Source organism: Nguyenibacter vanlangensis (assembly GCF_038719015.1).
GTDB lineage: Bacteria > Pseudomonadota > Alphaproteobacteria > Acetobacterales > Acetobacteraceae > Gluconacetobacter > Gluconacetobacter vanlangensis.
In genome coordinates this window covers 1,861,049-1,884,024 of sequence record NZ_CP152276.1, presented here as the reverse complement: position 1 = coordinate 1,884,024, position 22,976 = coordinate 1,861,049, and the positions used below count along the sequence as shown (strand labels likewise).

The 22,976-nt window shown below is 59.2% G+C and carries 14 protein-coding genes and 2 pseudogenes; 3 read left to right on the top strand and 13 right to left on the bottom strand.

All coding sequences use genetic code 11. The features are described from left to right. Positions 1–397 precede the first annotated feature (397 nt). Together AAC691_RS08655 and AAC691_RS08650 are read left to right on the top strand one after the other, a co-directional pair. Positions 398–2,986 carry a glycoside hydrolase family 31 protein gene (locus tag AAC691_RS08655; RefSeq protein ID WP_342629730.1) on the top strand — a complete coding sequence of 863 codons (2,589 nt, stop codon included), beginning with the start codon at positions 398–400 and terminating at the stop codon, positions 2,984–2,986. A gap of 182 nt (positions 2,987–3,168) precedes the next feature. Beyond that, complete coding sequence (locus AAC691_RS08650; protein WP_342629729.1) at positions 3,169–5,388, top strand: glycoside hydrolase family 3 C-terminal domain-containing protein; 2,220 nt, start codon at positions 3,169–3,171, stop codon at positions 5,386–5,388. A 361-nt stretch (positions 5,389–5,749) separates the two neighbouring features. Here AAC691_RS08650 and AAC691_RS08645 read toward each other — a convergent pair whose 3' ends face one another. From AAC691_RS08645 to AAC691_RS08620, 6 genes and pseudogenes are all read right to left on the bottom strand, one after another. Further along, positions 5,750–6,898, bottom strand: a complete 1,149-nt coding sequence (locus tag AAC691_RS08645; RefSeq protein WP_342629728.1) for an alpha-hydroxy acid oxidase — start codon at positions 6,896–6,898, stop codon at positions 5,750–5,752. Between the two features lie 86 nt (positions 6,899–6,984). Further along, positions 6,985–7,452, bottom strand: a complete 468-nt coding sequence (locus tag AAC691_RS08640; RefSeq protein WP_342629727.1) for a MarR family winged helix-turn-helix transcriptional regulator — start codon at positions 7,450–7,452, stop codon at positions 6,985–6,987. 387 nt (positions 7,453–7,839) lie between these two features. After that, a pseudogene (locus tag AAC691_RS08635) lies at positions 7,840–8,358 on the bottom strand (RES family NAD+ phosphorylase). Next, positions 8,355–8,720 carry an antitoxin Xre/MbcA/ParS toxin-binding domain-containing protein gene (locus AAC691_RS08630; RefSeq protein WP_342629726.1) on the bottom strand — a complete coding sequence of 122 codons (366 nt, stop codon included), beginning with the start codon at positions 8,718–8,720 and terminating at the stop codon, positions 8,355–8,357. Before AAC691_RS08630 ends, AAC691_RS08635 begins: the two are co-directional and overlap by 4 nt. A gap of 368 nt (positions 8,721–9,088) precedes the next feature. After that, the gene (locus tag AAC691_RS08625; protein WP_342629725.1) at positions 9,089–10,786 is read right to left on the bottom strand and encodes a recombinase family protein; all 1,698 of its coding nucleotides are present in this window, start codon (positions 10,784–10,786) and stop codon (positions 9,089–9,091) included. Positions 10,787–10,880: 94 nt separating this feature from the next. Beyond that, positions 10,881–11,084: a hypothetical protein gene (locus AAC691_RS08620; protein ID WP_342629724.1), complete on the bottom strand. Its 204-nt coding sequence runs from the start codon at positions 11,082–11,084 to the stop codon at positions 10,881–10,883. Between the two features lie 232 nt (positions 11,085–11,316). Here AAC691_RS08620 and AAC691_RS08615 point away from each other — a divergent pair. Further along, positions 11,317–11,640, top strand: a pseudogene (locus tag AAC691_RS08615) (ATP-binding domain-containing protein); the annotation flags it as partial. Here the strand turns inward: AAC691_RS08615 and AAC691_RS08610 are convergent. The 7 genes from AAC691_RS08610 to AAC691_RS08580 form a co-directional block, all read right to left on the bottom strand. Beyond that, positions 11,594–11,740 (bottom strand): hypothetical protein, encoded by a 147-nt coding sequence (locus AAC691_RS08610; protein ID WP_342630314.1) that lies wholly within the window; start codon positions 11,738–11,740, stop codon positions 11,594–11,596. The pseudogene AAC691_RS08615 and the gene AAC691_RS08610 sit on opposite strands and share 47 nt — an antisense overlap. Before the next feature lie 484 nt (positions 11,741–12,224). Next, positions 12,225–13,064: a phosphoadenosine phosphosulfate reductase family protein gene (locus AAC691_RS08605; protein WP_342630170.1), complete on the bottom strand. Its 840-nt coding sequence runs from the start codon at positions 13,062–13,064 to the stop codon at positions 12,225–12,227. Continuing rightward, a complete protein-coding gene (locus AAC691_RS08600; protein ID WP_342629723.1) occupies positions 13,064–16,381 on the bottom strand; it encodes an ATP-binding protein in 3,318 nt (1,105 codons plus the stop codon). Before AAC691_RS08600 ends, AAC691_RS08605 begins: the two co-directional genes overlap by 1 nt. Then, entirely contained in the window at positions 16,378–17,292 is a 915-nt protein-coding gene (locus AAC691_RS08595) for a DUF4007 family protein (protein WP_342629722.1), read from the bottom strand. The genes AAC691_RS08600 and AAC691_RS08595 overlap by 4 nt, the downstream gene beginning before the upstream one ends. A 47-nt stretch (positions 17,293–17,339) precedes the next feature. Continuing rightward, a complete protein-coding gene (locus tag AAC691_RS08590) occupies positions 17,340–18,485 on the bottom strand; it encodes a cysteine desulfurase family protein (RefSeq protein WP_342629721.1) in 1,146 nt (381 codons plus the stop codon). Further along, positions 18,482–20,533 (bottom strand): hypothetical protein, encoded by a 2,052-nt coding sequence (locus AAC691_RS08585; protein WP_342629720.1) that lies wholly within the window; start codon positions 20,531–20,533, stop codon positions 18,482–18,484. Before AAC691_RS08585 ends, AAC691_RS08590 begins: the two co-directional genes overlap by 4 nt. Next, positions 20,530–22,890 carry a sensor histidine kinase gene (locus AAC691_RS08580; protein ID WP_342629719.1) on the bottom strand — a complete coding sequence of 787 codons (2,361 nt, stop codon included), beginning with the start codon at positions 22,888–22,890 and terminating at the stop codon, positions 20,530–20,532. The genes AAC691_RS08585 and AAC691_RS08580 overlap by 4 nt, the downstream gene beginning before the upstream one ends. Positions 22,891–22,976 lie beyond the last annotated feature (86 nt).

Sequence of the window (22,976 nt, the reverse complement as noted above, 5' to 3'; positions counted from 1 at the left end):
AGCTTGAGACGCCAACACGTTTCATGCCCGTATCGGAATGATGCACATGAAAAAGGAGACATTTCAAGCGAAAAATACACAGAATCCGGCGCAAGCCAAAAATGCATGCCCCCATGAAACGCCTTTCGGAAGCGTATCCAAAATTCAGACCGAATGCACCATTTGTAGTGGATTATTCAACTGAAGTGTCATATCATATCGGTTCCGATTTCGTATCGACGATTCGAGCGGAGATTCAGACTCCATCACGCCTCCTCGAGGCGGGTCTTGGTTTGCCTGTCCTCTTGCATGCGGAAGAGGTGTCGATGTCCACTCGCGCTCAGCGAGATACGGTATCTAGGTGTTACAAGTTGGTACCATGCCAAAATGTCCTATCATTGCGCCCAACGGAGTTGACATGTCTTTCGGTCGAAGCGCCCTCGCGCTATTCATTACAACAGCATTTTCTGGTGGAGCCCTAGTCGGCGCAGTGGCCCCCACGAGAGCAGCCCAGGCGACGGTAGCTCCCGTTTCAACCGAAGCATCTGCTAATCTACTGCCGTCGGGCCTTGAGTGGCACTCCGGCATGGGGTTGACAAGGGTCACGGCAGTCGCCGAGGGAATCGTACGCGTGCGGATTGGGCGCGACGGTAAGTTGCCCGAAGACGCCTCTTGGGCCGTTCTCCCCGATGCAAAAGCATCCGCCGTGCCCATTCGCCACATAGACACAGCCGATTATGTGGGTTTTGAGACAAGCGAGCTTAGAGTCACGCTGCTACGCAAAACAGGCGGCATAACAATCGCGGACAAGGCTGGACATGTACTGCTCGCGGACCAGAGCGCCGCTTACACGACTGACGGCACTGCCTTTCAGATGAAGAAGGTCCTCCCACAAGACGCCCATTATTTTGGCTTGGGCGACAAGTTCGGGCCTCTCGATCGGCGGGGGCACAGCTACGTCATGTGGAATACGGACAGCTATGCCTACCGAGAGGGCCAGGATCCCCTCTATAAGGACATTCCTTTTTTCATCGGCTTCACGAAGGGGACCTACTACGGCGTATTTTTGGACAATACATGGAGGACGACTTTCGATTTCGGGCATGATGATCCTGAGTCCCTGCGGATCGGCGCAGCGGGCGGCCCGATCGACTATTACGTTTTGGGAGGACCGAACCCCAAGCAAGTCATGTCGGGATACACGCGGCTTACGGGCCGCCCGGCCATGCAACCTCGCTGGACATTGGGGTTCCAGCAATCACGTTGGAGCTACCCTACCGAAAAATCTCTGCGGAATATAGTGGATCGCCTGCGAGCAGATCGCGTGCCTGCCGATGCGGTGTGGCTGGACATCGACTATCAGCAAGATTACCGGCCGTTCACCGTAGATTCGAAGACCTTCCCAAATTTCCGTCAGATGGTGGCCGATTTCTCTGCACGCGGGATTCGTACTATAGCGATTACCGATCTGCATATCGCCGACGCTCCCAACATCGGTTACTCGCCCTTTGACTCGGGGATGGCGCAGGACCGCTTCCTTCGGGGCGCTGATGGGAAACCCTATGTCGGTCCGGTGTGGCCCGGTCCGTCGTTGTTTCCGGATTTTACGCAGGCGGCAACGCGCGCCTGGTGGGGGAAACTGTATCGCGAATTCTACATCGATGATGGCGTGGCAGGATTTTGGAACGACATGAATGAACCCGCTATTTTCAATTCCCCTACGAAAACGATGCCGTTGGACAACCGGCATCGTATTGAAGAGCCGGGATTCGCACCGCGAGTCGCTGAGCACCGCGAGGTCCACAATATCTATGGGATGCAAAACCATAGAGCGACGTATGAAGGGCTGCTTGCGCTAAAACCTAACGAGCGTCCCTTTGTGATGACGCGTGCGTCCTACGCAGGAGGCCAGCGTTACGGGGTCACCTGGACGGGTGACAACGTGTCTTCCTGGAATCATCTGGCGCTGACAGTACCGATGCTGGAGAGCCTCGGCCTGGGCGGGTTCGCGTTTGCCGGCGCGGACATCGGGGGATTCGCCGGAAAGGCAACTCCAGATCTTGTAACGAAGTGGTACGAATTGGCCATGTTTACGCCGATCGCACGTTCTCATGCGGATCGGTGGAGCGGCCCCCAGGAGCCATGGGGAGATGGTGCCGCGCACGAAGCTATCCGACGGCGTTTCATTGAAAGCCGTTACCGTCTCCTGCCTTATAATTATACTCTTTCGGAAGAGGCGTCGCGCACCGGCGTACCGATGATGCGCCCACTATTCATGGAGTTCCCTGAGACGTTGATTCGGGGCGCACCGATGGATTTGCTGGGGGGAGTGGAATTCATGTGGGGCCCAGCGCTGCTGGTGGCGCCGGGATCGTTTTCAGCTCCAAGCTGGACACCCGAGTCGCCTGGATCTTACAATGTCATATTGCCGCCAGGCGATTGGTACGACTATTGGACAGGAAAAAAGCTGATCGGACTTCGTCCGCTGCAGCTCATGGGAGCTTCAGCCTCACTACTCAAACCTGAAAAGTTGGACGCCAGCACGCCGTACCAGCTGTCCGTAACACCGCAACTCGACCAATTACCGGTATTTGTGCGGGCGGGTAGCATTGTCCCCCATCAAGCTCTTGTACAGAGCACTGACGATATACCAAAGGGACCATTGCAGATCGATGTCTATCCAGGACCAAACTGCCATGGTAGCGTCTACACAGACGATGGACACAGCCTTGATTATACCAAGGGAGTGTTTAGTCGGACAGAATTTTTCTGCAGTACAGAAAGTAATGGTGGTATTGAAGTGAAAATCAGTGCCCCTGAGGGGACATATCACCCTTGGTGGCAAAGCTATAGCGTCGTCATACATGGTCTGAATGCACCGGAAAAGTCTAAGGCTGCACTCGACGGTGCACCGCTAGAGGCTTCGCAATGGCATCATAGGGATGCCACAACGGTGTCGGTAGACCTACCAGCAACTGTAGCTGCTCATACGATCGTTGTTCAATAGGTGATCCGGAGTTTCGAGCGAGCGGCTCGGTAGGAATGAGGGGCGCAGGCTACTTGGAGCAACTTTCAAAACCGCACCCGTACATCAACAGCTGGCGGGACTCTCGTAAAGGACGTGTGTGTGGCCGGTTCTATCAGACCGTCATGCAGGGTTTTGAACGGTGGCAGAGGGAAATCTCTTTTATGAATAGATACCAGTCCAATCCTTTAAGCCTTTTCGGCATGGTGCTATGGCTCTTATCGCCTGGCATCGCCCGTGCTGACGGGCATCAAGTTTCAGATCCCATGTCGTTGGCACGAGACTTGGTCCACCGTATGACGTTTGATCAAAAATTTATCCTATTGCACGGTGATCTGGGTGTCGACTTTCATACGTCTAAGAAACCATCTGGAGCAATCGGCTCGTCCGGATATGTTCCCGGTATTCCCTCGTTAGGAATCCCTGCGTTGCAGGAGACTGACGCCGGAATGGGCGTAACCAACCCTTTGAATGGACGCCCAGGTGATGGCGCAGTTGGATTGCCTTCGACGCTCGCTACGTCAGCCACTTGGAATATCGAGTTGTCTTACGCAGGTTCTGACATGGTGGCCCGGGAAGCCCGTTCTAAGGGCTTCAATGTATTGCTGGCGCCAAGCGTCAACCTGGCGCGGGAACCTCGAGCAGGGAGAAATTTCGAAGCTTACGGAGAGGACCCGTTACTGACGGGAACCATGGCCGGATATGCGATCTCCGCAATCCAATCCAACGGGTTGATTGCGACGTTGAAACACGTAGCATACAATTTTCAAGAAACTGACCGTAACTTCTACAACGTAATGATTGCGGAGGCGGCCGGTCGCGAGAGTGATCTTCTCGCGTTTGAAATAGCTATGGGATTAGGCAAGCCTGCTGTCGTGATGTGCGGCTATAACAGGGTAGGTACGGTCTGGTCATGTCAGAATCATGACCTTCTTACGCGGTTCCTCCGTCAAGAACTGAAGTTCGACGGGTGGGTCATGTCCGATTGGGGGGCTGTGAAGGCGCCATCCGATGCGAATTCGGGACTTGATCAAGAGGCCGGAGCGCAACTCGATAAATCTGTGATGTTTGGAGATGGGCTGAAATCCGCTGTTCGTGCAGGTGTCGTGTCGCAACAGCGGCTCGATACTATGAACGAAAACATTGTCGCCACGATGGCTCGCCAAGGCATGCTGGAGAAGCACTCATCCTCGGGACAGCCTGCGATAGATATCAAGGGCGACACGACGATTGCCCGTAATGTGGAAGACGAAGCTATTGTACTACTGAAGAACGATGGTAATATTTTGCCACTGTCCGCTCAAAAACGTTTGAAAATCTTGGTCGTTGGAGGTCGAGCGGATTTCGGCGTTTTGGAGGGTGGCGGATCGTCATCCATCACTCCGTATGGCGCCGGAATCAGAATCAAGGCGGACGGCGAGGGTGAGATGGGGCGTCGCTATGTCGACTATCTTCCTGGCTCCCCGTTGCTAGAGCTTCGAAAGGCTCTGCCAAATGCCGAAATTACATATACCGACGGTCGATATCCTTCTATGGCAGCTACTCTTGCCCATCAGGCTGACGTGGTTCTGATCTTCGCTACGCAATGGATGGTCGAAAGTTTTGATGCTCCCGATCTCTCTTTACCTGAGGGTCAGGATCAGCTCATCAGCGCAGTCGGTGCGGCAAACCGGAATGTAGTTGTGGTGTTGGAAACGGGAGGCGCGGTCAAAATGCCATGGCTGCATGATGTCCGGGGCGTCATGGAGGCGTGGTATCCGGGTTCAGGCGGTGGGGCTGCGATAAGCGACGTGATCAGTGGGCAGGTTAACCCCTCCGGCCGTTTACCTGTGAGCTTTCCTCGTCGCGAAGCCGATGCTCCTCGTACCACTATACCGGGATTCGACAAAGCAGATGGAGCAATGTTTGATATTCCTCTCATAGAGGGGGCTGACGTTGGATATAAATGGTACTACAAGCATCACTCGAATTGCCTGTATCCATTTGGTTATGGCCTCAGTTATACAATTTTTTCCTATTCCAATATGAACGTCACGCATCAGCATGATGTCACGGTGACCTTTCGCGTCCGCAACAACGGCCGTGCGGACGGGAAGGAAGTTAGTCAGGTTTATGGGCTGTTTCCCGCAAATGACGGAAAACGTGAAATTCGTCTCCTCGGCTGGGTGAAGTCGGGGCTGAGAAGAGGCGAGGAGAAAAACCTCAGCGTCACAATCGACCGAAGGCTATTGGCCAACTACGATACCAAGTTGGGTCGATGGGTCATCCCGGAAGAAAACGTAATGTTGGTTATCGGCCGCTATGCTGGCGAAGCGGAAATTCAGTTCCCGCTTCACCTCCAGCGGGCCGAGTTTTCTTCTCTCGATATGGTGAAACCCCACTAGGGATGCCTGCGTCGACGTCCGCGAGTGTGAAATTGTTTAGAAGACACGTTCCTATCTAATATAGAATTCGGATCGAACGACATTCGGAGAATTAAATATCTGAATGCGTTAGAAATTTGTTGTTCAATTTTGTTATCGGGTCGGTTCTTTTTTGCAGGACTGATCCGATTTCGTGAATGAAAGACCCGAATTTCGCGGACTAAGGGCAATCTTAACCAGACGCGCGTGCCCCGCGAGGGGCACGCGTATGATGGAAACCAGAAAGTCTGTAATGCGAAGCCCCGCCATAAAGCCAATTCGCAATCGAACGCACCGAGTGCTCGATGGAAACACTGCCGGCTCGATGGGGCCTGCGCCACGGTCAGAGGTTTCTTAACAGGCGGTCTCGATTGTCGCGAAGCGCGGCGATATCGGGCGCACCGAGCAGCGTCATGGTGGAAAGGATGCCCTGACGGAAATAGTCCAGCACGTCCGCCACGCCCTGTTCGCCATCGGCCGCGAGGCCGTACGCATAAGGGCGCCCGATCATGACGCCAGTTGCCCCCAGAGCCACGGCCTTGACGACGTCGGTTCCATACCGGAAGCCGCCGTCGACCAGAATCTCGGTCACACTTCCTGCAGCCTTGATATTGTCTTCCAGCAGTTCGATCGCTGCAACGGCGCCATCCAACTGGCGACCGCCATGATTGGAGAGCACCAGGGCATCTACCCCGAGGCGCCCAGCCTGGGCGGAATCGTCGGGCTGCATGACGCCCTTGACGACCAGTCGCCCTTTCCACGTATCACGCAACCAGCGTATTTCATCCCAGCCTATGTGGGGATCGATTTCACGCGCGATGGTGGCGGCCTGGGCGAACAGATTGGACCCCATCCCGTAGCGGTCGAGATTGCCGATTGTGCGTCCCTTCGCGCGCGCGGCCCGGAACGTCCAGCGTGGCCGCACCATCATATGGGCGATATGGCGCCCCGACAGACGGGATACGTTACGAAATCCGTTGCGCGCATCGCGTTCGCGCAACGGCGTGACCGGCGTATCAACGGTGACCACGAGCGTATGGATGCCGCAGTCCCAGGCGCGCGACACCATGTCGCGGGTGATATCGCGGTTGCGGAAAATGTAGAGCTGAAAAGCAAGAAAATCCGGATCAACGGCCTGCACGATGCGCTCGATCGGCACAATCGAAAAATGCGAGACGCAGGCTTGCACACCCTGGCCCGCTGCCGCGCGTGCTGCTTTGATTTCCCCGTCGGGCGAGAGCATGCCCGCCATTCCGACAGGGGCAAGAACGATTGGGACATCCTGCTGGCGCCCGAAAATCGACGAACGGACATCGGGTTGCGGCAGGGCACCCAGAACCTGCGGCACAAAACGCCACTCCGACAACGCCGCGATATTTCTATGCAAGGTCGACTCGGAATAGGAGCCACCGTCAAGATAGTCGAAGAGCCAGCGTGGAAGGGTCTGCCGCGCCGCCAAACGAAGCCTATCGACAGAAACGATCATAGCCATTCTAGCGCCCGAACCTCCCTATAACGAGAGTTTCGAGTCTACAGCGGAATGATGGAATATTCCACTTATTATGACATTAAGTAACGTTAATATATGTTGTCATATATTTTACGGGTCAGGTCCATCAGGCTGCGGATTTCGGCGTCGTCGACGTTGTGAAACGCACGCTCAAAAATCAGGCTGGCCTTGGCGCGCACCTTCTCGAGCGCGTTGCGGCCCTTGTCCGTCAAGCGCACTTCCGTCACGCGGCCGTCATGCGGCGCAATCGCGGTCGTGACGAGACTTTCATTCTCCATACGGTAGATGAGCTTAGTCATCGTCGAGACGCGGATCACTGCCAGATCGGCGATCTCGCTGATCGTCGCGCACTCCCGCTCATGCAGGATATTGATGACGCGCCAGCGGGGCACATCCATGCCTATCGGCTTCAAATGGGCGTCCATTCGCAAATGATATAGCCCGATCAGACGCGAAAGATGAAAGAACGGCGATGTCTCAGGGGAAAAGGACGGGTCGGTCGGATTCGCCTGCCGCCACGTCTTGCCTCGTTTCAAAATACCCCCGATCGGTGACTGTTCACGTTACATTTCTATTAGCCGATCTGCTCGAAGGGCGCAAAGCCGCCTGAGGCTTGCGGGCTACCGCAATTTTCGTGCTGCGATTGGGTACCCGTCCTTCATGCGTTTTCTCGGCATGAGTTTGCCGACAAGGCTCCCGACTACCGGAAGATTTGGCAGTTCCGCGAAAAACTGACTCGAGCGGGGCTATCCAATGACAGCTTTTGCCTCAATAGCAGACCCGGATAGTCCCAGCTGGTAAGTCTACAATCCTAACGGATCTCCATACCAGGAACGGATTTTGGTGAAAGCTTCCAAGTAGGCATGGTCAACGGCCGCGATTTTGTTCTGACTGCGGGGATAGGGGAGTGAAGCCAGTTTTGCCTAAGCCCACGATGCCTGAGTTTTGGGGAGGCGTCCCTCGTCATCAAGGACGACGACACGGGTTGGCGGGGTCTCCGTCCAGCACCAGAACACGACATTGCGATCTGCCGGAGTCGCGCAAGGGGCGAAACTTGAGACGATGATCGCGGCCACGCCATTCGCGTGCAATTTCGTCGCCAATGCCCATGATGGGGGTGTCTGACCACGATCAGCTAGGTCTTCCCAAGGGCAGGCCAGGATCGCGGCATCGATCCCGTGGATCCGCAGGATTGCCCGATCGGTCAGATCCAGAACGGGCTAACAATCTGTCTCATAAGCGCAGATGGTCAAAGGCTGCGGCTTGAAGGGGAAACCCTGCTGCGCTTCCAGCCATGCGGTCTCCATGCGTGTGGACGTATAGAGTGCCGGCATACCGACCGGATTGAAGCGGCCCCCATACCGGGCGGCCCCATCGCCGGAGAGCGGGCTGAACGACCAGCGGGGATTGTGCGCGCGGAAGACCCGACCCTGAAACCTCACGCGTAGCCGCCGACCGCGATCCGATCCAGATAGCGGCGCACTGCATCGACCCGGCCTTCGCGGACGAGGTCTTCGGCCGTCTGGTCGCCGAAGGAGGGCAGGGGCTGCGACCGGTACCAAGCAAAGGCCTGTTGGGGCGAGCCGGCCCACGGTCGGGCACGATTGAGGATCTCGACCATGTCCCGCAACTGGGCCTGGGTGGCTGGTCGGCTAATCCGCGCGGTCTTGGAGGTGGCGTCTCGTGACAGGCCGAGGGTCACGGCTAGTTCGATACGCGTGATGTGAAGCAGATCGCTCAGGCGATCTGCGGCGATCAGACCCGAGGGATCGAAAGCTGCCGCCAGTAAGGTGGACTCGGACACATTGATGCCTCAAAATTTATCCCGCATTTCGGACCATATATGGGGCAGGTTGGTGAATGCAAGGCGCGAGGCATGTCTTCCGCTCGGGATGCCGCTTGATGTGGTCGACGTGGACCTTGCTGCTGGCGCGTTGGTCGAGTTTACGATCGAAGACGCGCCACCACATGCGTTGGTTATGCCAATGTCAGCCGTCTATCGTGCGGACAAGCCGCCGGGCCCGGCAGGACGGTCTTTGCTTGAACGACTGAAGCAGATACTGGAAGCCCGATAGAGTTTGTCGCCCTCAGAGGCCGCAAGCGGGCGTGTTCGCGGGGTTCGTGTTATGAGCGATGGACAGATGAATAATGTAAGATATTTATAGAAATTAGTTATGCGATTGCTTGGAAGAGTAAGTCATGATGATTGTGGTCCCCCGCAACCACCGATTCCCACATTGACGATTTCGCAAGTCCTGACAAGGACTTGCGCGATTTCGTGTCCTTCTGGTTCACGAATCTGAGCAGCGTGCCAAGCTCGCCATAGAGCGTCGCGAAGATCTCGCCGCGCTTGTCTCCAGGCGACAGGACGATCTTCTCGACCAGCGCACGGACGGCCTCGGAGGCCTCGGCCCGGTCTTCCGGCTGGTTCAGGCTCTCGGTCAGGCGCTCCACCTTCTTCTTGAAGACGGCAGCGACATTCGGATGAATGTCCAGCGTGTCTTCCAGTTCGGACGAGAGCAACGCCTCGAGTTCGACCTTGCGGTCTTCCAGCGTCTGCATGTGGACCTTCATCGAGGGCTGATACATCCCATCGGTGATCGCTGTCATAATCCCCGCGATACCCTTCTCGACCTTCGCCAACTCGGCCTTCCATCCGGCGCTGTTGGCGCGTCGCTCATGGTTCAGCCGGTTGGTCTCTTCCGCATAAGCCTTCATGGCTGCTGCCGCGGCCTCGGGCGTCATCAGCTTGTGCTTGAGGCCGGCGAGCACGCGCTCCTCAAGATCGGAACGCAGGATCGTCGCCGGGTTATGGCAGGAACGGTTCGTCACCCGGTTGGAGCAGGCGTAGCGGTCTTTCTCGCGGAGCGAATAGGTGCCGCCGCAGACCCCGCAGAAGATCATCCCGGAGAACAGGGATTTGGGACGGCGCATGCCGTTCATCCGGTTCGCGGCCGATGTCCTGACCGCCGCGATGACGTTGACATATTGGGCCGCGATCTTCGCCTGGCGGTCGCGGACGGCCTGCCAGAGCGCGTCATCGATGATGCGCAGTTCCGGCACCTCGGTCGTGATCCAGGCGGATTCCGGGTTCAGCCGTGAGACCCGCTTCCCGGTGGACGGATCCTTGATATAGCGGAGCCGGTTCCAGATCAGCCGACCGATATAGAGTTCATTGTTGACGATTCCGGTGCCGCGCTGGACGTGGCCCCGGATCGTGGTGTCGATCCATGGCTTGCCATTGGGGCCGGGGATGCCCTTGTCGTTGAGGGTACGGGCAATCGCGCGTGGGCCGACGCCGGCCGCGAAGTCCCGGAAGATCCGGCGGACGACGGTCGCCTCGTTCGGGTCGATTTCCCGGTCGCCCCGGATCGGATCGCCCCGCGCGTCCAGCTTCTTGATGACTTTATAGCCGTAGCACAGGCCGCCGCCGGATTTGCCCTCCTCGATGCGCCCTCGAATGCCTCGATGTGTCTTCTGCGCCAGGTCTTTGAGGAACAGGGCGTTCATGGTGCCCTTGAGGCCGACATGCAGTTCGCTGATCTCGCCTTCCGCCAGGGTGACGATCGTCACCCCCGCGAACTTCAGGTGCTTGAATAGGGTGGCGACATCGGCCTGGTCGCGGCTGACGCGGTCCAGCGCTTCGGCCAGCACGACGGTGAACTCGCCGCGTTGCGCGTCCTGCAGGAGGGTCTGGATGCCGGGGCGCAGGATCATCGACGCCCCCGAGATGCCCGCATCCTTGTAGGCGCTGGCGACCTTCCACTTCTCGCGCTTGGCGTGCTCGCGACAGATACGGAACTGGTCCTCGATCGAGGCCGCCCGCTGATTGTCGGAGGAATAGCGGGCATAGAGCGCGACACGGATCATGGCGGGACTCCAGGGCGGTCTCTCGGCAGGGGAAGGCGAAAGAGGTTACCCTGGCTCCGCCTTCCGGGCGGTAATTAATTCGTCGATACGATGATCACGATTTTGGTCCGGGAACGGGCTGACGGTGGGAGCGGCGCCCGCTGCGTTTCTGGCGCTCGTGATCCTCACGGGCCATCTGGCGGCCGATCATGCGGGCCAGGCGCAGCACGCTGGCGTCCGTCATGTGGGGCATCTCGGTGTCATCGTTGGGCAGGATGACCTCGATCCGGACAGGCTTGTCCTGTCTGCTAATACCCATGGGGGCCTCCGAATAACTCTGGAGACATTGGGCAAAGAGCTTTTTCTATAAAGGAAGAGTGTAAATCATACCGTGCGGCGTACGGCGGTCTTTGCGTAATCAATCGGTCGGGTCGGAAATGTTGCGGCGGCGGATATGCCGTGGGCACACCCGCAGATTCCGCTTATTGTCCGGATGGTCGGAAGGCGTGGAGCCGATGGCCGTCCGGGTCGGTGATCAGGACATTGCGGCCGAACTGACGGTCTCGTTCGATGGTAGGGAGGTCGTCTACGGCTTCGGAGAACTGGACGAACTGGTGCTGGCCTACGCCACCACGATCCATAAGAGCCAGGGATCGGAATATTCGGCGGTGGCGGTCCCGCTGGTGACGCAGCATTATGCCATGCTGGCGCGAAATCTGCTTTACACGGGCGTCACCCGTGGCCGGAAGCTCGTCGTGCTCGTGGGGTAGAAGAAGGCGTTGGGTATTGCAGTCAGGAACCAGGGGGGAAGGCGGCGGTGGTCGAAGCTCAGGGAATGGTTGTGTCTCTCGCAGCCAACTGGAGGCGACGGATGACAATGTCAGCTTTTGCCGTCATGTCGGCCATCCAAGTGATTGCCACAATTTTTCGAAAGCGGACATTCGTTTTATCAAAGAGAGCCCATTCGTTCAGCATGAACGAAACTCACACGCTAACTGGTCTGATCCGCCAAGCGACCGTTTGCAATCACAGCACAAAATGGACCGACGGGAATGGCTAAAATAAGACGCCCGCCAAAACGGTCGTACGTTCAGACCCGTCCTCCGCGGTTCAGCGTCTCTTTTTGCTTCCAGGAAGCATATCCGTGGCGCACAAATCTTGAGGCAACGCCTACGAAGCGATCACCCTGACCCGTCCTATCAGATATCAAGGCTTCTAGTTCAGGGCGGACGGAGCTTTACATCCGCAGGCGTGGCACCCTAACTTTCGATCTGCCGTAGGATCCGTGCAGGCGCAGATCGAAAGCCAGCGCGCTTCGCTCGATGAGCATCGCTTTCAGGTCGAGGATGTGGTTGCGGCCATCATCGCGCGGCGTCGGGCATTGCCGCCAAGCTGCGCGGCGGGCGAAATTGAGATTTTTTTCCTTCCAACCCAGATTTTCGAGCTGGAGGGAAAGCGGTTACTTATGGCAGATGACGCAGCCCGATACCGCTTCGTCCACACCGTAGATTTCGTCGATCGTCGTTGTCGATCGCCCAGACAATGGGTTGACGGGGCGCCGCTTACGCTGCCTCTCCAGTCGCCGCTTGTAGTCGTTCTTGATCTGCTGGACGCGCTCTGGCCGGATGAGCTCGTCCAGGCTTTCGCCTTGGCTCCATGTGAAGGGCGACCCACCCTCGATGGCGGTCTTCTCATAGGCGACCGCCTCTTCGAACTTGTCGGGATGGCGTTCCGCGAGCCGAACCCACTCGATCTTCTGCTGGAAGAAGCAGAAGGTGCACCCCGATCTCGATCGCCAATCGTAGTAGGCCGGTTCGCCGACGTCAGCGCGCCGCAGCATCTCAATGACCCCCGCGCGGTCCACGCCAGCCTCCCGCAATGGGAGGTGGACGAGCATGTTCGGATGCGTCGACTGGTATCCTTCGCGTGAAGGTTCGTCTGCCCTGATGGCGACATAGGAGTGGACTTTCACGCCCGCCTCGAGATCGGGTTTCAGCCAACGCTCTAGCGGGCGCAGCTTCAGCTGCCTGGTGCACCAGCGGGTCCGCGGTGACGGCAGAAAGTTCCCATACTCCGCCATCCAGAAGTCGAAATCGCGATCAGGATTCAGTCGCGCGATAGGGCGCCCCAGAAAGCCCTCCAGCCTGTCGAGGAAACTGTAGACTTCTGGAAGCTCCTTACCGGTGTCGGTGAAGAAGTATTCAAGCGGCAGTTCGGGCCTAGTCTGCCTCAGGTGCACAGCGAGGGCAGCGCTGTCCCGTCCGCCAGATATACCGAGAATGTGCCGTTCCCTGTCCATCAAGTTGCCTCCAGCGGTAGGTTCGTGCCCGTATCGTCCAACGCGACTCCTGCGATGGCCCGAGCAAGCGCGGCAAGCTGGATGCTGCCCTGCCTATCACCGGATTCGAGCGTCGCCAGCAGACGGTCCGCGAGTTCGGCTGCCTCCTCCTTCTCCGCCTCCGTCAGGACAAAGCTGCGGACGACGGGGGCGACATTCGCGTCGAGGCCAATCACAAGCGCCAGCGCTTCGGCGGTAGGGGTCCTGTCCTTCACCATCGCGAGCGCCTCCGATTCACGGAAACGCCGGCAGAGCGTGCCCATTTCGAGCAACGCCTGGTCTGCGTCCCTGTCGGTCCACGAATGTGCAGGCCTGTGGAGCAGAAGGCTGGCGAGTCCCTCAATGTCGCCTTCTCCTTGTTCGAAGACGCCTGCCCGCATGGCAAATGCCTCGAAAGCGAAGTCGTTCGTGAGGTCACGGATGTTCTCCGCTCGCGCATGCAGGCCATCGAAGGTCTCCATGTCGACGCCTAGACCTCGAGCGAGAGCGCGGCGCAGGCGGCTGAGCAATTGACCATACACGTTCTCCGCTGCGGTAAGAGCGTCCAGAACCGCCTCTGCGGAAAGACGTCCGCCAAGTGCTTCGGGGATGCGTTCGAAGAGCAGGCTCTCCGGGTCGTTCGCCCTCAGGATCGCGTCGCGCACAGCCACGGCCTCGTCAGGGATCGCCTTGGTCCTCTGCGCATAGAGGGGGAGACCCTCGAAACGCCGGTACAGCGCCTGCGCCACCGACAGCGCGGGAGCGTCGGGTGCGAACTCGAACGCCTGCGCCAGACCGCTCAGATAGGCGGCCTCCTGCACCGATCGGTCGATCCGACGAACGCGGATCGCCTCTGGCCGCTGGAGGAGCTTGTCCGCAAGCACGTCATCGAAGTCCGTCTGGAAGATGCCATCCACGTAGACAGCCACTCGGCTACGCCGGGACATGAGGTTGGCCAACGCGAGCAGTGGCATGACCCCCGCCCTCATCCCGAACGGCGCTGCGGCCCACTTGGCGTAGACCTCATTGAGCGTCGTGTCCGATGCCTCTTCGAGAACGGCCCACGCGCTTAGAAGCGTCGCGCCCTGCCCAGACTCTTCCGGCGCACGGAAGTCGAACTTGCCCTCGACGGCGCGATGCAGGCCGAACGGCTTCAGCACCGTCATGTAGAGGCCCATCTCGGCCGGGTAGCCCGTGAAGCCCAGGTTCTGTTCGTCATGCATGGCCACCATGGCGTACATCAGGGCGCGCACGGCGGCAGTTGCGCTGGAGGATGGACGGTCCCGCTGCAGCAACTCGCTGTGCAGGATCGGCGCGCTGTGGAACGCCTGATCGGCCAGACGGCTGGCTAGGACCGTGAGCGGCTCTTTTCTCGCCTCTCCCTCATCCGTAGAGAGATGCCAGATGGCTTCGTTCAAAGCGGTATCGAGGCTCGCCTGCAGCTTCTCCGACGCGACGGCGTGCCGGGCACCGATCTCGCGGCGGGCAATCCTGTCCCCCTCCAGTCTCGGGTTGTCGCGCATAACCCGCTCCAGTGCGAGAAGCTCGCCCGCCTCGGTGACGACATCGCGGGTCTCTGGCAACGCGGCGACGGCTGCGATCACCCCCTGTTGTCGCAGAAAGCCCGTGACCTCACGGCAGTGGCCATTCGTCCCATCGCGATCCCGACCTGCGCCATTGACGAGGAGGACAAGCATCCCGCTGCCGTTCCGATCAAGCTTCCTGAGCCTGGCGGCCGTATCCGCTGCACTTTCCCCCTCGGCGGCGACATCGACCACGATGTCAAAGGTGCGCAAAGTGCCATAGCGGAGATAGTGGCGCTTGGCGACGACAGCGGGAATACCCACGCGGGCCGGTATGGAGTTGAGATCCAAGGGCGTGAGCGGCGAGGCAACGCGTGAAACGGCTTCGTCCAAGTCGAAGTCGCTTCCTGCGAAGAGCGCATAGCCGCCTAGTCTCGGCTGGGGCATCAGGATCGCCCACGAAAGCAGGTCGGCAATTGCGACCGGCACTTCCTTTCTCTTGCCGGCAGGGACGCTGAGGGCGAGCAACTCGTCAGTCACGGCGAGACCTGACCCGTTTCGGAAGAACTCGATCGCAGCCGCAGCCTTGGTGAGCGCTATATGCAGCTCGCTACCTTTCGCACCCGCTCGCTCGATGGCCTCAAACGCGAGGCTGAAGCGCGCGCCATCCTGACCTCCGGCGAGCGCCATGCCGAAGTTAGTCGCGAGATAATCCCAAAGGCTGTCGGGATCGTAGGTCAGCGCCGCCTTAGTCGATGTCTTTTGTAGATGCTCCTGGAAGCCTGCCGGTTCCGACGAGCTTAGGAAGCCGAATACGCTACGCTCGTTCTGGGCGAAGCGCTGGCGGGACATGGGGCCGAGCAGAAGGGCGGTGACCGGGTTGAGCGGCCAAGTCTCGGCGAGCGCAGATGCGAGGACCTTCGTCTCAACGGGACGCCGACGCCCAACTTCAGCGGCGACTGCAGCGGCGACGTTTCGCGCCGAAACCGGCCTTTTGTCGCATCCGATAGCGCGGCCTAGCAGGGCGACGGTCTCATCCGGACCGGCGAGGAAAGGGATGTCCTGGAAGCGTCCCTGCACTTTGGCCCACTCGCGCCGCGCCTCTCGATCGGCCTTCGCCGCATATTGGTCGAATGCCTGATGGAGGATGCCGAGAACGACGAGCCGTCCGTCACTGCGGGTAGCACGTTCGGCCAGATCCTGCAGCAGGTGCACATCGCCGGAACTGAGCGCGGCGAACTCCAGAAGCTTCCCGAGTTCGTCGAGGATGAGCAGCATCCCTCTTGACTTACGATTGCGGCCGCGGGACGCGAGCAGCGCGTCGAGGAGCCTCTCGTCAGACGAAGCGGCCTCAGCCGTCTTCTTGTCGTTCCATCCCAGTCCCGCCTGAGCGGCTGACGCGATCGCCTCGCGCAGGCTGGTTCGGCTTCCAGTGACGGCAACGACGTCCCAGCGACCCGGGAAAGCGCCAGCAAACAGATCAGTCAGCTCCGTTCCCGCGATCTCCTGAGCGACGACCTTGTTTTCGCCCGTACCAGCAACGAGGTTTCCGACGAGTAGCGCTGCGCAGGACTTGCCGCCGCCGTATGGCCCGGTCCAAGTGAAGGCGCCATGAGCGGTCTCGATCTGGCTGGAGGCCATTACGGTGAGGGACTTGGCGACGCTCGCCTGGAGCACGTATCCCACCAGAGGCGGGGTTCCGGCCAAGTCGCGGTCGACGCGGGCGGAACGGGCAAAGCGACGCTCGATGGTGACTGTTTCGGCGAGCGTGGTCATGCTGCCTCCAAGGGCCGGCCGTAGGCCGCTCGCAGAAGTCCCAGGACATCCGGTGCGCGTCGTCGCTGCACCTGTCGCAGGCCCGCGGTGTCGGTCCAGCTCCATGCCTCGTCGGTCACGGCGTCCATCGCCATAAGGCGCGTGACGACGCTGTCTTCATCGAGCTTGAAGACGCGGCCCGGCGACCCGGGTTCGTATGTAATCTGTTCCGCAGTCAGTGCCGAGGAGCCTCCGCTGAAGCGTGTCCAGAACTGCTCCAGCGCGAAGGCGAATACACCATCGGACAGTGTAGGCTTGGGTCCGCGCACGAACTCGAACCACCCCCCGATGCGCGCCTCCCGCACCAGTCCCAACTCGGCCAGCAGCGGCTCCGCGGCGTCCTCCGAAGCGGCGCCCGAACGCCGAACGTAGCTGCGCAGGAACACGTCCACGTCGCGCTTGATCGTGCTACGCGTGGCCCGCCAACCGCGCTCGGTGGTGAGCGACAGCAGTTCGCTCGCCAGGCCGTCGGCATCGAAATCGACGCCCGGTAGAGCATTGAAGGCGTAATGCATCGTCGTGGTCATTTCTGGTGTGGAGGCAATTTGCCAGTGAGCCAACCAAATCGTTGAGGTGTGCTCAACGAACGGATCGAGGCCCGCATCATCGAGAATTTGCGTCGCGAGCTCCGTCGGCCAGAGCAGGCCATCTTTCTCCACAATGAAACCGCAGGCGACATTCCAATGACGCATCGACAATGCCATGTTGCGTCCTACTCCGAACCGCGCTATGGCAGAAGGTTCATGAAATGTTCTGAGATCTCCACCTGTCCGTACGGCCTCGTAAGCCTTCTTTGGCCACAGTAAGCGGAGGGGAAACGTCTCGTGACCGGCAAATTGCGCCTTCACGTTTTCTGACAGGATGTTCCTCATACACGAGCTATAACGCGACGGGTGCTACTGGACAACCTATCCAGTAGCTATCTCATTCGATTGATTGCATCCCCGAGTTGACGTGCAGCCTCTCGTGCATCCGGATCGGAATGATAGCGGCCGAAGCAAATGCGCAGGGCCTCCTTTTTCCGCTTTTCGTCCACATCCATCGCGTCAAGAACATGTGACGAATTTATCTGACCAGAATTGCAGGCAGAGCCAGTCGAAATCATGACAGTTCTCGCCATTATCATTGCTAGTGACTGTGCATCTATACCATCGATACTTATATTTATAGCGCCAGGAAGAAGTTTACTCACATTGCCGTTTACGTGTATTTTTACCTGCCTTTCAGAAAGATCTTGGAGAAATGCTCCTAAGAGACTTTTGGCATGACGCGCATCTTTCTCGAGGCGTGACCTCGCGACCTCTGCCGCGGTACCGAAGCCAGCGATGAGTGGGGCAGGTTCGGTGCCCGCGCGAAGGCCGTTTTCCTGGCCACCGCCTACCAGAAGAGGAGTCGGTCGAGGCGCGGCAGCGGACACGTACAGGGCGCCTACGCCCATTGGGCCGTACATCTTGTGCGAAGACACGCTCATAAAGTCGACGTCGAGGTCGATCACGTCAACCGGTACCTTCCCGACCGCCTGCGCCGCATCGCAGTGCAGCAGCGCGCCGACCGCGTGCGCAAGCGCGGCCACCTCTGCGATCGGCTGTAGAACGGCGGTTTCGTTGTTCGCCGCCATTACTGAAACGAGGAGCGTGTCGTTCCTGATCAGGGCTGCCAGTTCTCCAAGATCGACAACACCGGCTTTCGTGACTGGAGCGATGTCCACTGTGAAGCCGACCGCGCGCAGCCGCCATGCCGCCTCCAGGACGGACTTGTGCTCGATCGACGTCACGACGACATGCCGCCGCTCACTCCCGCCAGTGATGGCCGCCGCGGCTGCACCCGCGATCGCGAGGTTGTTCGCCTCCGTGGCACCAGATGTGAAGACTATCTCAGCGGACGACGCGCCGACGAGGTCCGCCACCGATCGACGTGCCGTTTCAACGAGTGCTGCGGCGCGTTCGCCTGCCGCATGGGGCGAGCTAGGATTTCCGGGTTGATCCCAGGCGGCGAGCATCGCGGCTCGAGCCTCTGGCGCGAGCGGCGCGGTGGACAGGCCGTCGAGATAGATCGCGCCGCTCACTCGGCACCAGTTGCCGTTTGCAGAACAGACTCTAGACTGTCCGTCCCTCCGCTGTCTTCCGCCCCTCCGTCTATCGATCCAGCCAATCCGCTTCGCATCGCTTCATCCAGACCAGGAGCTTGGGCCGCGGGGAGGTCCTTGACGAGTAGGATGATGCCCGCCTTGCTAAGGTCCTTGTTCTGCAGAGGCGTATCAGGCACCGCATAGTTCCACGCGAGTAGTCCCATTTTCGGCACATTCTTCGTCGTGCCGGTTTCCGAGGGGATGTGAAACCAGCTTGTTGATCCGGCGCTTCTGAGATCGAGCCCGCTGGTGAGCATGCGGCGTAAATCGGGGCTTCCGGTGACGTGACCGAATGCCGTTCTCGCCCGTTCCGCTATCTGTCCCGACTCGATACCTTCCAGCGCTGCTATCACACCGTCGCAGCCGCCTTCCGTTAAGACCAACTTCAAGACTTCGTCGCCCCGGGTGTCACGGCCGACAAAGCACACTGCGCCGTCCGCAAGAGCATCTACATCGAGCCGTCGAGGTCGGCCATCGAGGTCGGCGACATACGCCTCCACGTCTACTGGGAACGTGGCAGGGAGATTGGCGACAAGCCCGACCCTCCCAAGTCCAGACAGGACCCTCTGCTGTATTTCGAGCGCGTGGGACTCTCTCAATCGCGCTACAACTCGAATGTCACCGTTCCCTAAGGCTGCATCCAGCCCTTGCCACGACACGGTGTCGATGTGCTTGATCTGCCACTTGATCCAACAGAGCTCGCCTCCGATCCGTATGGTCGCCGTACGGACGTCCTCGCCATAGGACCAGTCGCGCGCGCCGAGTGGCCTGCGCGTACCGACCAGAAGTAGGATTCGAGGAGCTCCTTCACGCTGAAGATCGCAGACTGGGGTCAACACCAGCAACACCTTATCGGCAGTCATGTCCACTAGCAGCGTCTGCTTGAGGCGGTCGAGATCCGCCCCCGCCGGCATGGTGAGCACGTCGCCGAATGTGACAGCAACGCCTACGGCGCCCGGTAAGCGCAGTCTCTCACTGTTCTGGCTTAGTAGACGCTCGACAAGTTCCTGTAGATCGGGGGAGCCGGCGACATAGGGAGGCGGATGTTGGATGGACGAGAACTCGTTGAGGCCGATCGCCGCATCTATGATGCCGGCCTCCCGCTCGATTTCATGCTGAAGCACCCGGTCGAAGACGTCGACGAGGTAGCTGCCAGTCGGTTCACCTTCAGCACTGAGCAGCAGCTGCTGTATCTGCCCGATGTCAGAGAGTCGCAGCTTGCGCAGAAGCCGTAGTGTACGGCTAGTCGCTTTAGCCATCCCGTCCTCCACGGCCGCGAACAGCCGCGTGAGCTTGTGCGAGTCCTCGACGTTCTCCGCCAGACGCTCGAGTTGCTGCTCGAGCCGGCCGGTTTCTTCGAGATCGGATTTCCTGATGATCCGGAAGGCAGAGTCGATTAGCCCGACGTCATCGCGGAATTCGTCACGCTTGTCCTCCAGGCGTGAGCTGCGTGACATCAGAACGACCAGTGGAGGGGCAGCCCGCCGCGGCTGGATCGCATTCCGAAGCCTATCCTTGGATTGATTGAGCGCAGAGGGGTCCTGCATCTTTCCGAAGAAAAGGTCGATCAGAACGACGTCTGCGTTTTGTGCGGCGACATGGAAGTCGCGACCGCTTGTCTCACACTGGAGGCCAAGAGCTTCCAGCCGCTGCTTGGCGAGATCGACGAAGTGCTGATCCGCTGTCTGATCTTCGATGTAGTTTTCGAAAAGCGGCACCACGATCTCTCCGAGCTCGCCACGAAGCGACCATAGTGTCGCTGCGTAACCATCGGTCGTGATCAATTCATCGAAGCGCGTTTCTGCCGCCGGTGGATAAGCCTCCTCGATCCGCCGCCGAAGGGCCGGCGTGAGGTCGTCGCTGAAATTGGTCCAGGCTTCGTTTCCCGGATCGATGTCGGCTGCGGTGGGTATCGCATCACACACATCGTCGACGATCAGCGCACGCCTAATTTCTTTTGCAGCAAGAAGTTCCGACAGACTCATACTTCGGTCGCTCCAGGGAGTTCGAGAATAAAACGGTGCAGGCGACCCGTGTGCGGATCCCGCTCATCGTCCAAGGCGAGCGTACCGCCATTGTACTGTGCAGCTTCGCGCGCGATGTAGAGACCAAGACCGCGGCGCCGCTTCGTGTCCTTGAGCGAGAAGAACATCTTGAAGACTTGTTCACGATTCTCCTGTGCGATGCCGTGCCCGTTGTCCTCGAAGGTGATGATCGGCGGCTTACCGTCCAGCGTCACCGTGATCGTGGGATTGAAAGACGGCTCGCGCGCCTTCCGCATCTCCAGCCAATAGACAGCGTTGGAGATCAGGTTCTCCAGGATCTGGACGAGCATGCCCTTGACGGCGCGGACCCGGATGTCCTTGTCCGGGATATGCACATCGGGGGTGACCCTGGAGCGCTCGAACTGCGCCTCATGGGCTTCGAACGTCTCGCGGATCAATTCATTCAGCGAGAAGATCTCGGTGCGCTGTCGACCTGATACGCTGAGAGGGTCGAGCACACGCACTCGCTTGCTCACACTCTTCATCTCTGCCTGTAGCGAGTTGAAGTGGGCCCGTAGATTCGTAGGGACGTCTTTCCCCTTCAGGCCGGCGAGCGCCTTCAGAGCGTTCTCGGAAGCACGGGCTAACTCGTGCGCGACGACCTCGACCATGAGCCCGACACCGGCCATCTCGACCATTTGTCGGCTCTCCTCCTCGACCTGCGCGATTCGGAGCCGAGCGCGGGCAGCGAATTCGGAGAACTCGAATAGGGTCTGCTGGAGGTCCTCGATCGCAATGTCCCCCTCCGGCGGGGTGAGTTTCTTCAACTTTCGAATAGCGGCCTGGGCGCGATCCTCCAGCCGCATGACCTGAGCCTGCGCGTCCGACAAATCTACCTTCTGCAGCTTATACTGCTTCTCCACGTCTCGCATAAAGGCGCCGAGACTATCCTGCACCGCATAGCGAAGGACCTGAAGAAGGACCTTTTCCTCGGATGTTTCCCGCAGCCCCTCGCGGTTGGTCTGGTCGACTAGCATGGGATTGGCCGTTCGGGATATGTTCACCCGGCCTATGAACTGTGTCTTATTGAGCGTGTAACCCGACCGCCGGAGCGCTCGCCGATCGAGTTCGAGCCAGTCATCCTCGTCCTCGCCATATGGGAACACGCGGAAGCGGTCCCGAAATAGCAGAATGCCGGACCACTTCGTCTGCAACTCGCGCACCGCCTTCTGTTCGCCGATCGTCTCGATCCCGCCGAGACGACGGCGGTTGTACCAGTGCGCCTCGAAGGAAAACGGTCCAACGGTCGCGAGGGCCATGTCGTCGATATCACCGTCCAGGCCGATGATGGCAGACTGTAGGTCTTCAGCGGTGAGTTTGATGACCGCCTTTTCTACCGGATGGTCGAAGCCGAGATTGAGCGCCTCGAGCGTGCAGGTCAGGGCCGGGCTTCCATCGATGACCTCGTATTCGCCCGCAACCCTCGCGTGCGCCGCCTCAAGCAGCGCCGCTGACATGAGCGGGATCGCTATGCGTTGGCCGTTCCAGTGAATTGCCACACGGGGCCTCGTTGCCGCGTCCGCGAATGGATCGGTCAGACGCGCAAATTCATATTCCGCCATGTCGCGGACGCGCTTCTCCGTCCAGTTCTCGGTGAGGTCGCTGATGATGATCGAAGTGCCCGACCACGTCGGAAGCGGCTTCGGCCCACCTATGCGTGGTTCGACGGGGATCTGGTCGAGCATGGCCTCGACATCTTCGAAGGCACGCCAGTCGATCTCAAGCAGGTTCATATTGCCGTCGTTTACCTGTGCGGTCTCGACCCGAAGACGTTCTCCCAGCCGCATCGCCGAAAGGCGACCGATGCCCTTCTCTCCAAGGTACGGCGTCTCCTCGTCACCACGTGCGAGAGCGGCGTCCACCGCCTTTTTGCGCGAGGCTGTTCCGATGACCAGGAAGTTCTGTTCCAAAGCCTCCCGAGACATCCCCGACCCAGTGTCGGACACGGTTATCGAATTGAAGCGTGACTGCGCTTTGGCCATGAGTTGCAGGAGTTCATCTACCGCCCGGGCGTCGTCGATCATGGCGGCATAGCCGTCACGCGCGGAGGCGCTAGCGTTGGGCAGGAATGTGGTCTTCACGATCTCCTTGGCAGCCACGACGTCGTCGGACTCGACAAGTTCGTTATGAAGTCGCAGGTAATCACGGCGTGGAAGCACGACGTCGAAGCGGACATCGACGCCCGTCTTCGTACGAGCGTCGAAACCGTTCTTGATGAGCTCGTAGAACGCGATGATATCCGAGCTGATGAGCTCGGAGCCCAACTCCAGAACTGTGCGGGCGGTGATTCGGAACAAGCGATTGAAACTCCCTTGAGTTTAGATGTCTAACGGCTGGAATTTGCGCCGCCAAGAGGAAAGCATACCATATCGAAGCGTGATGC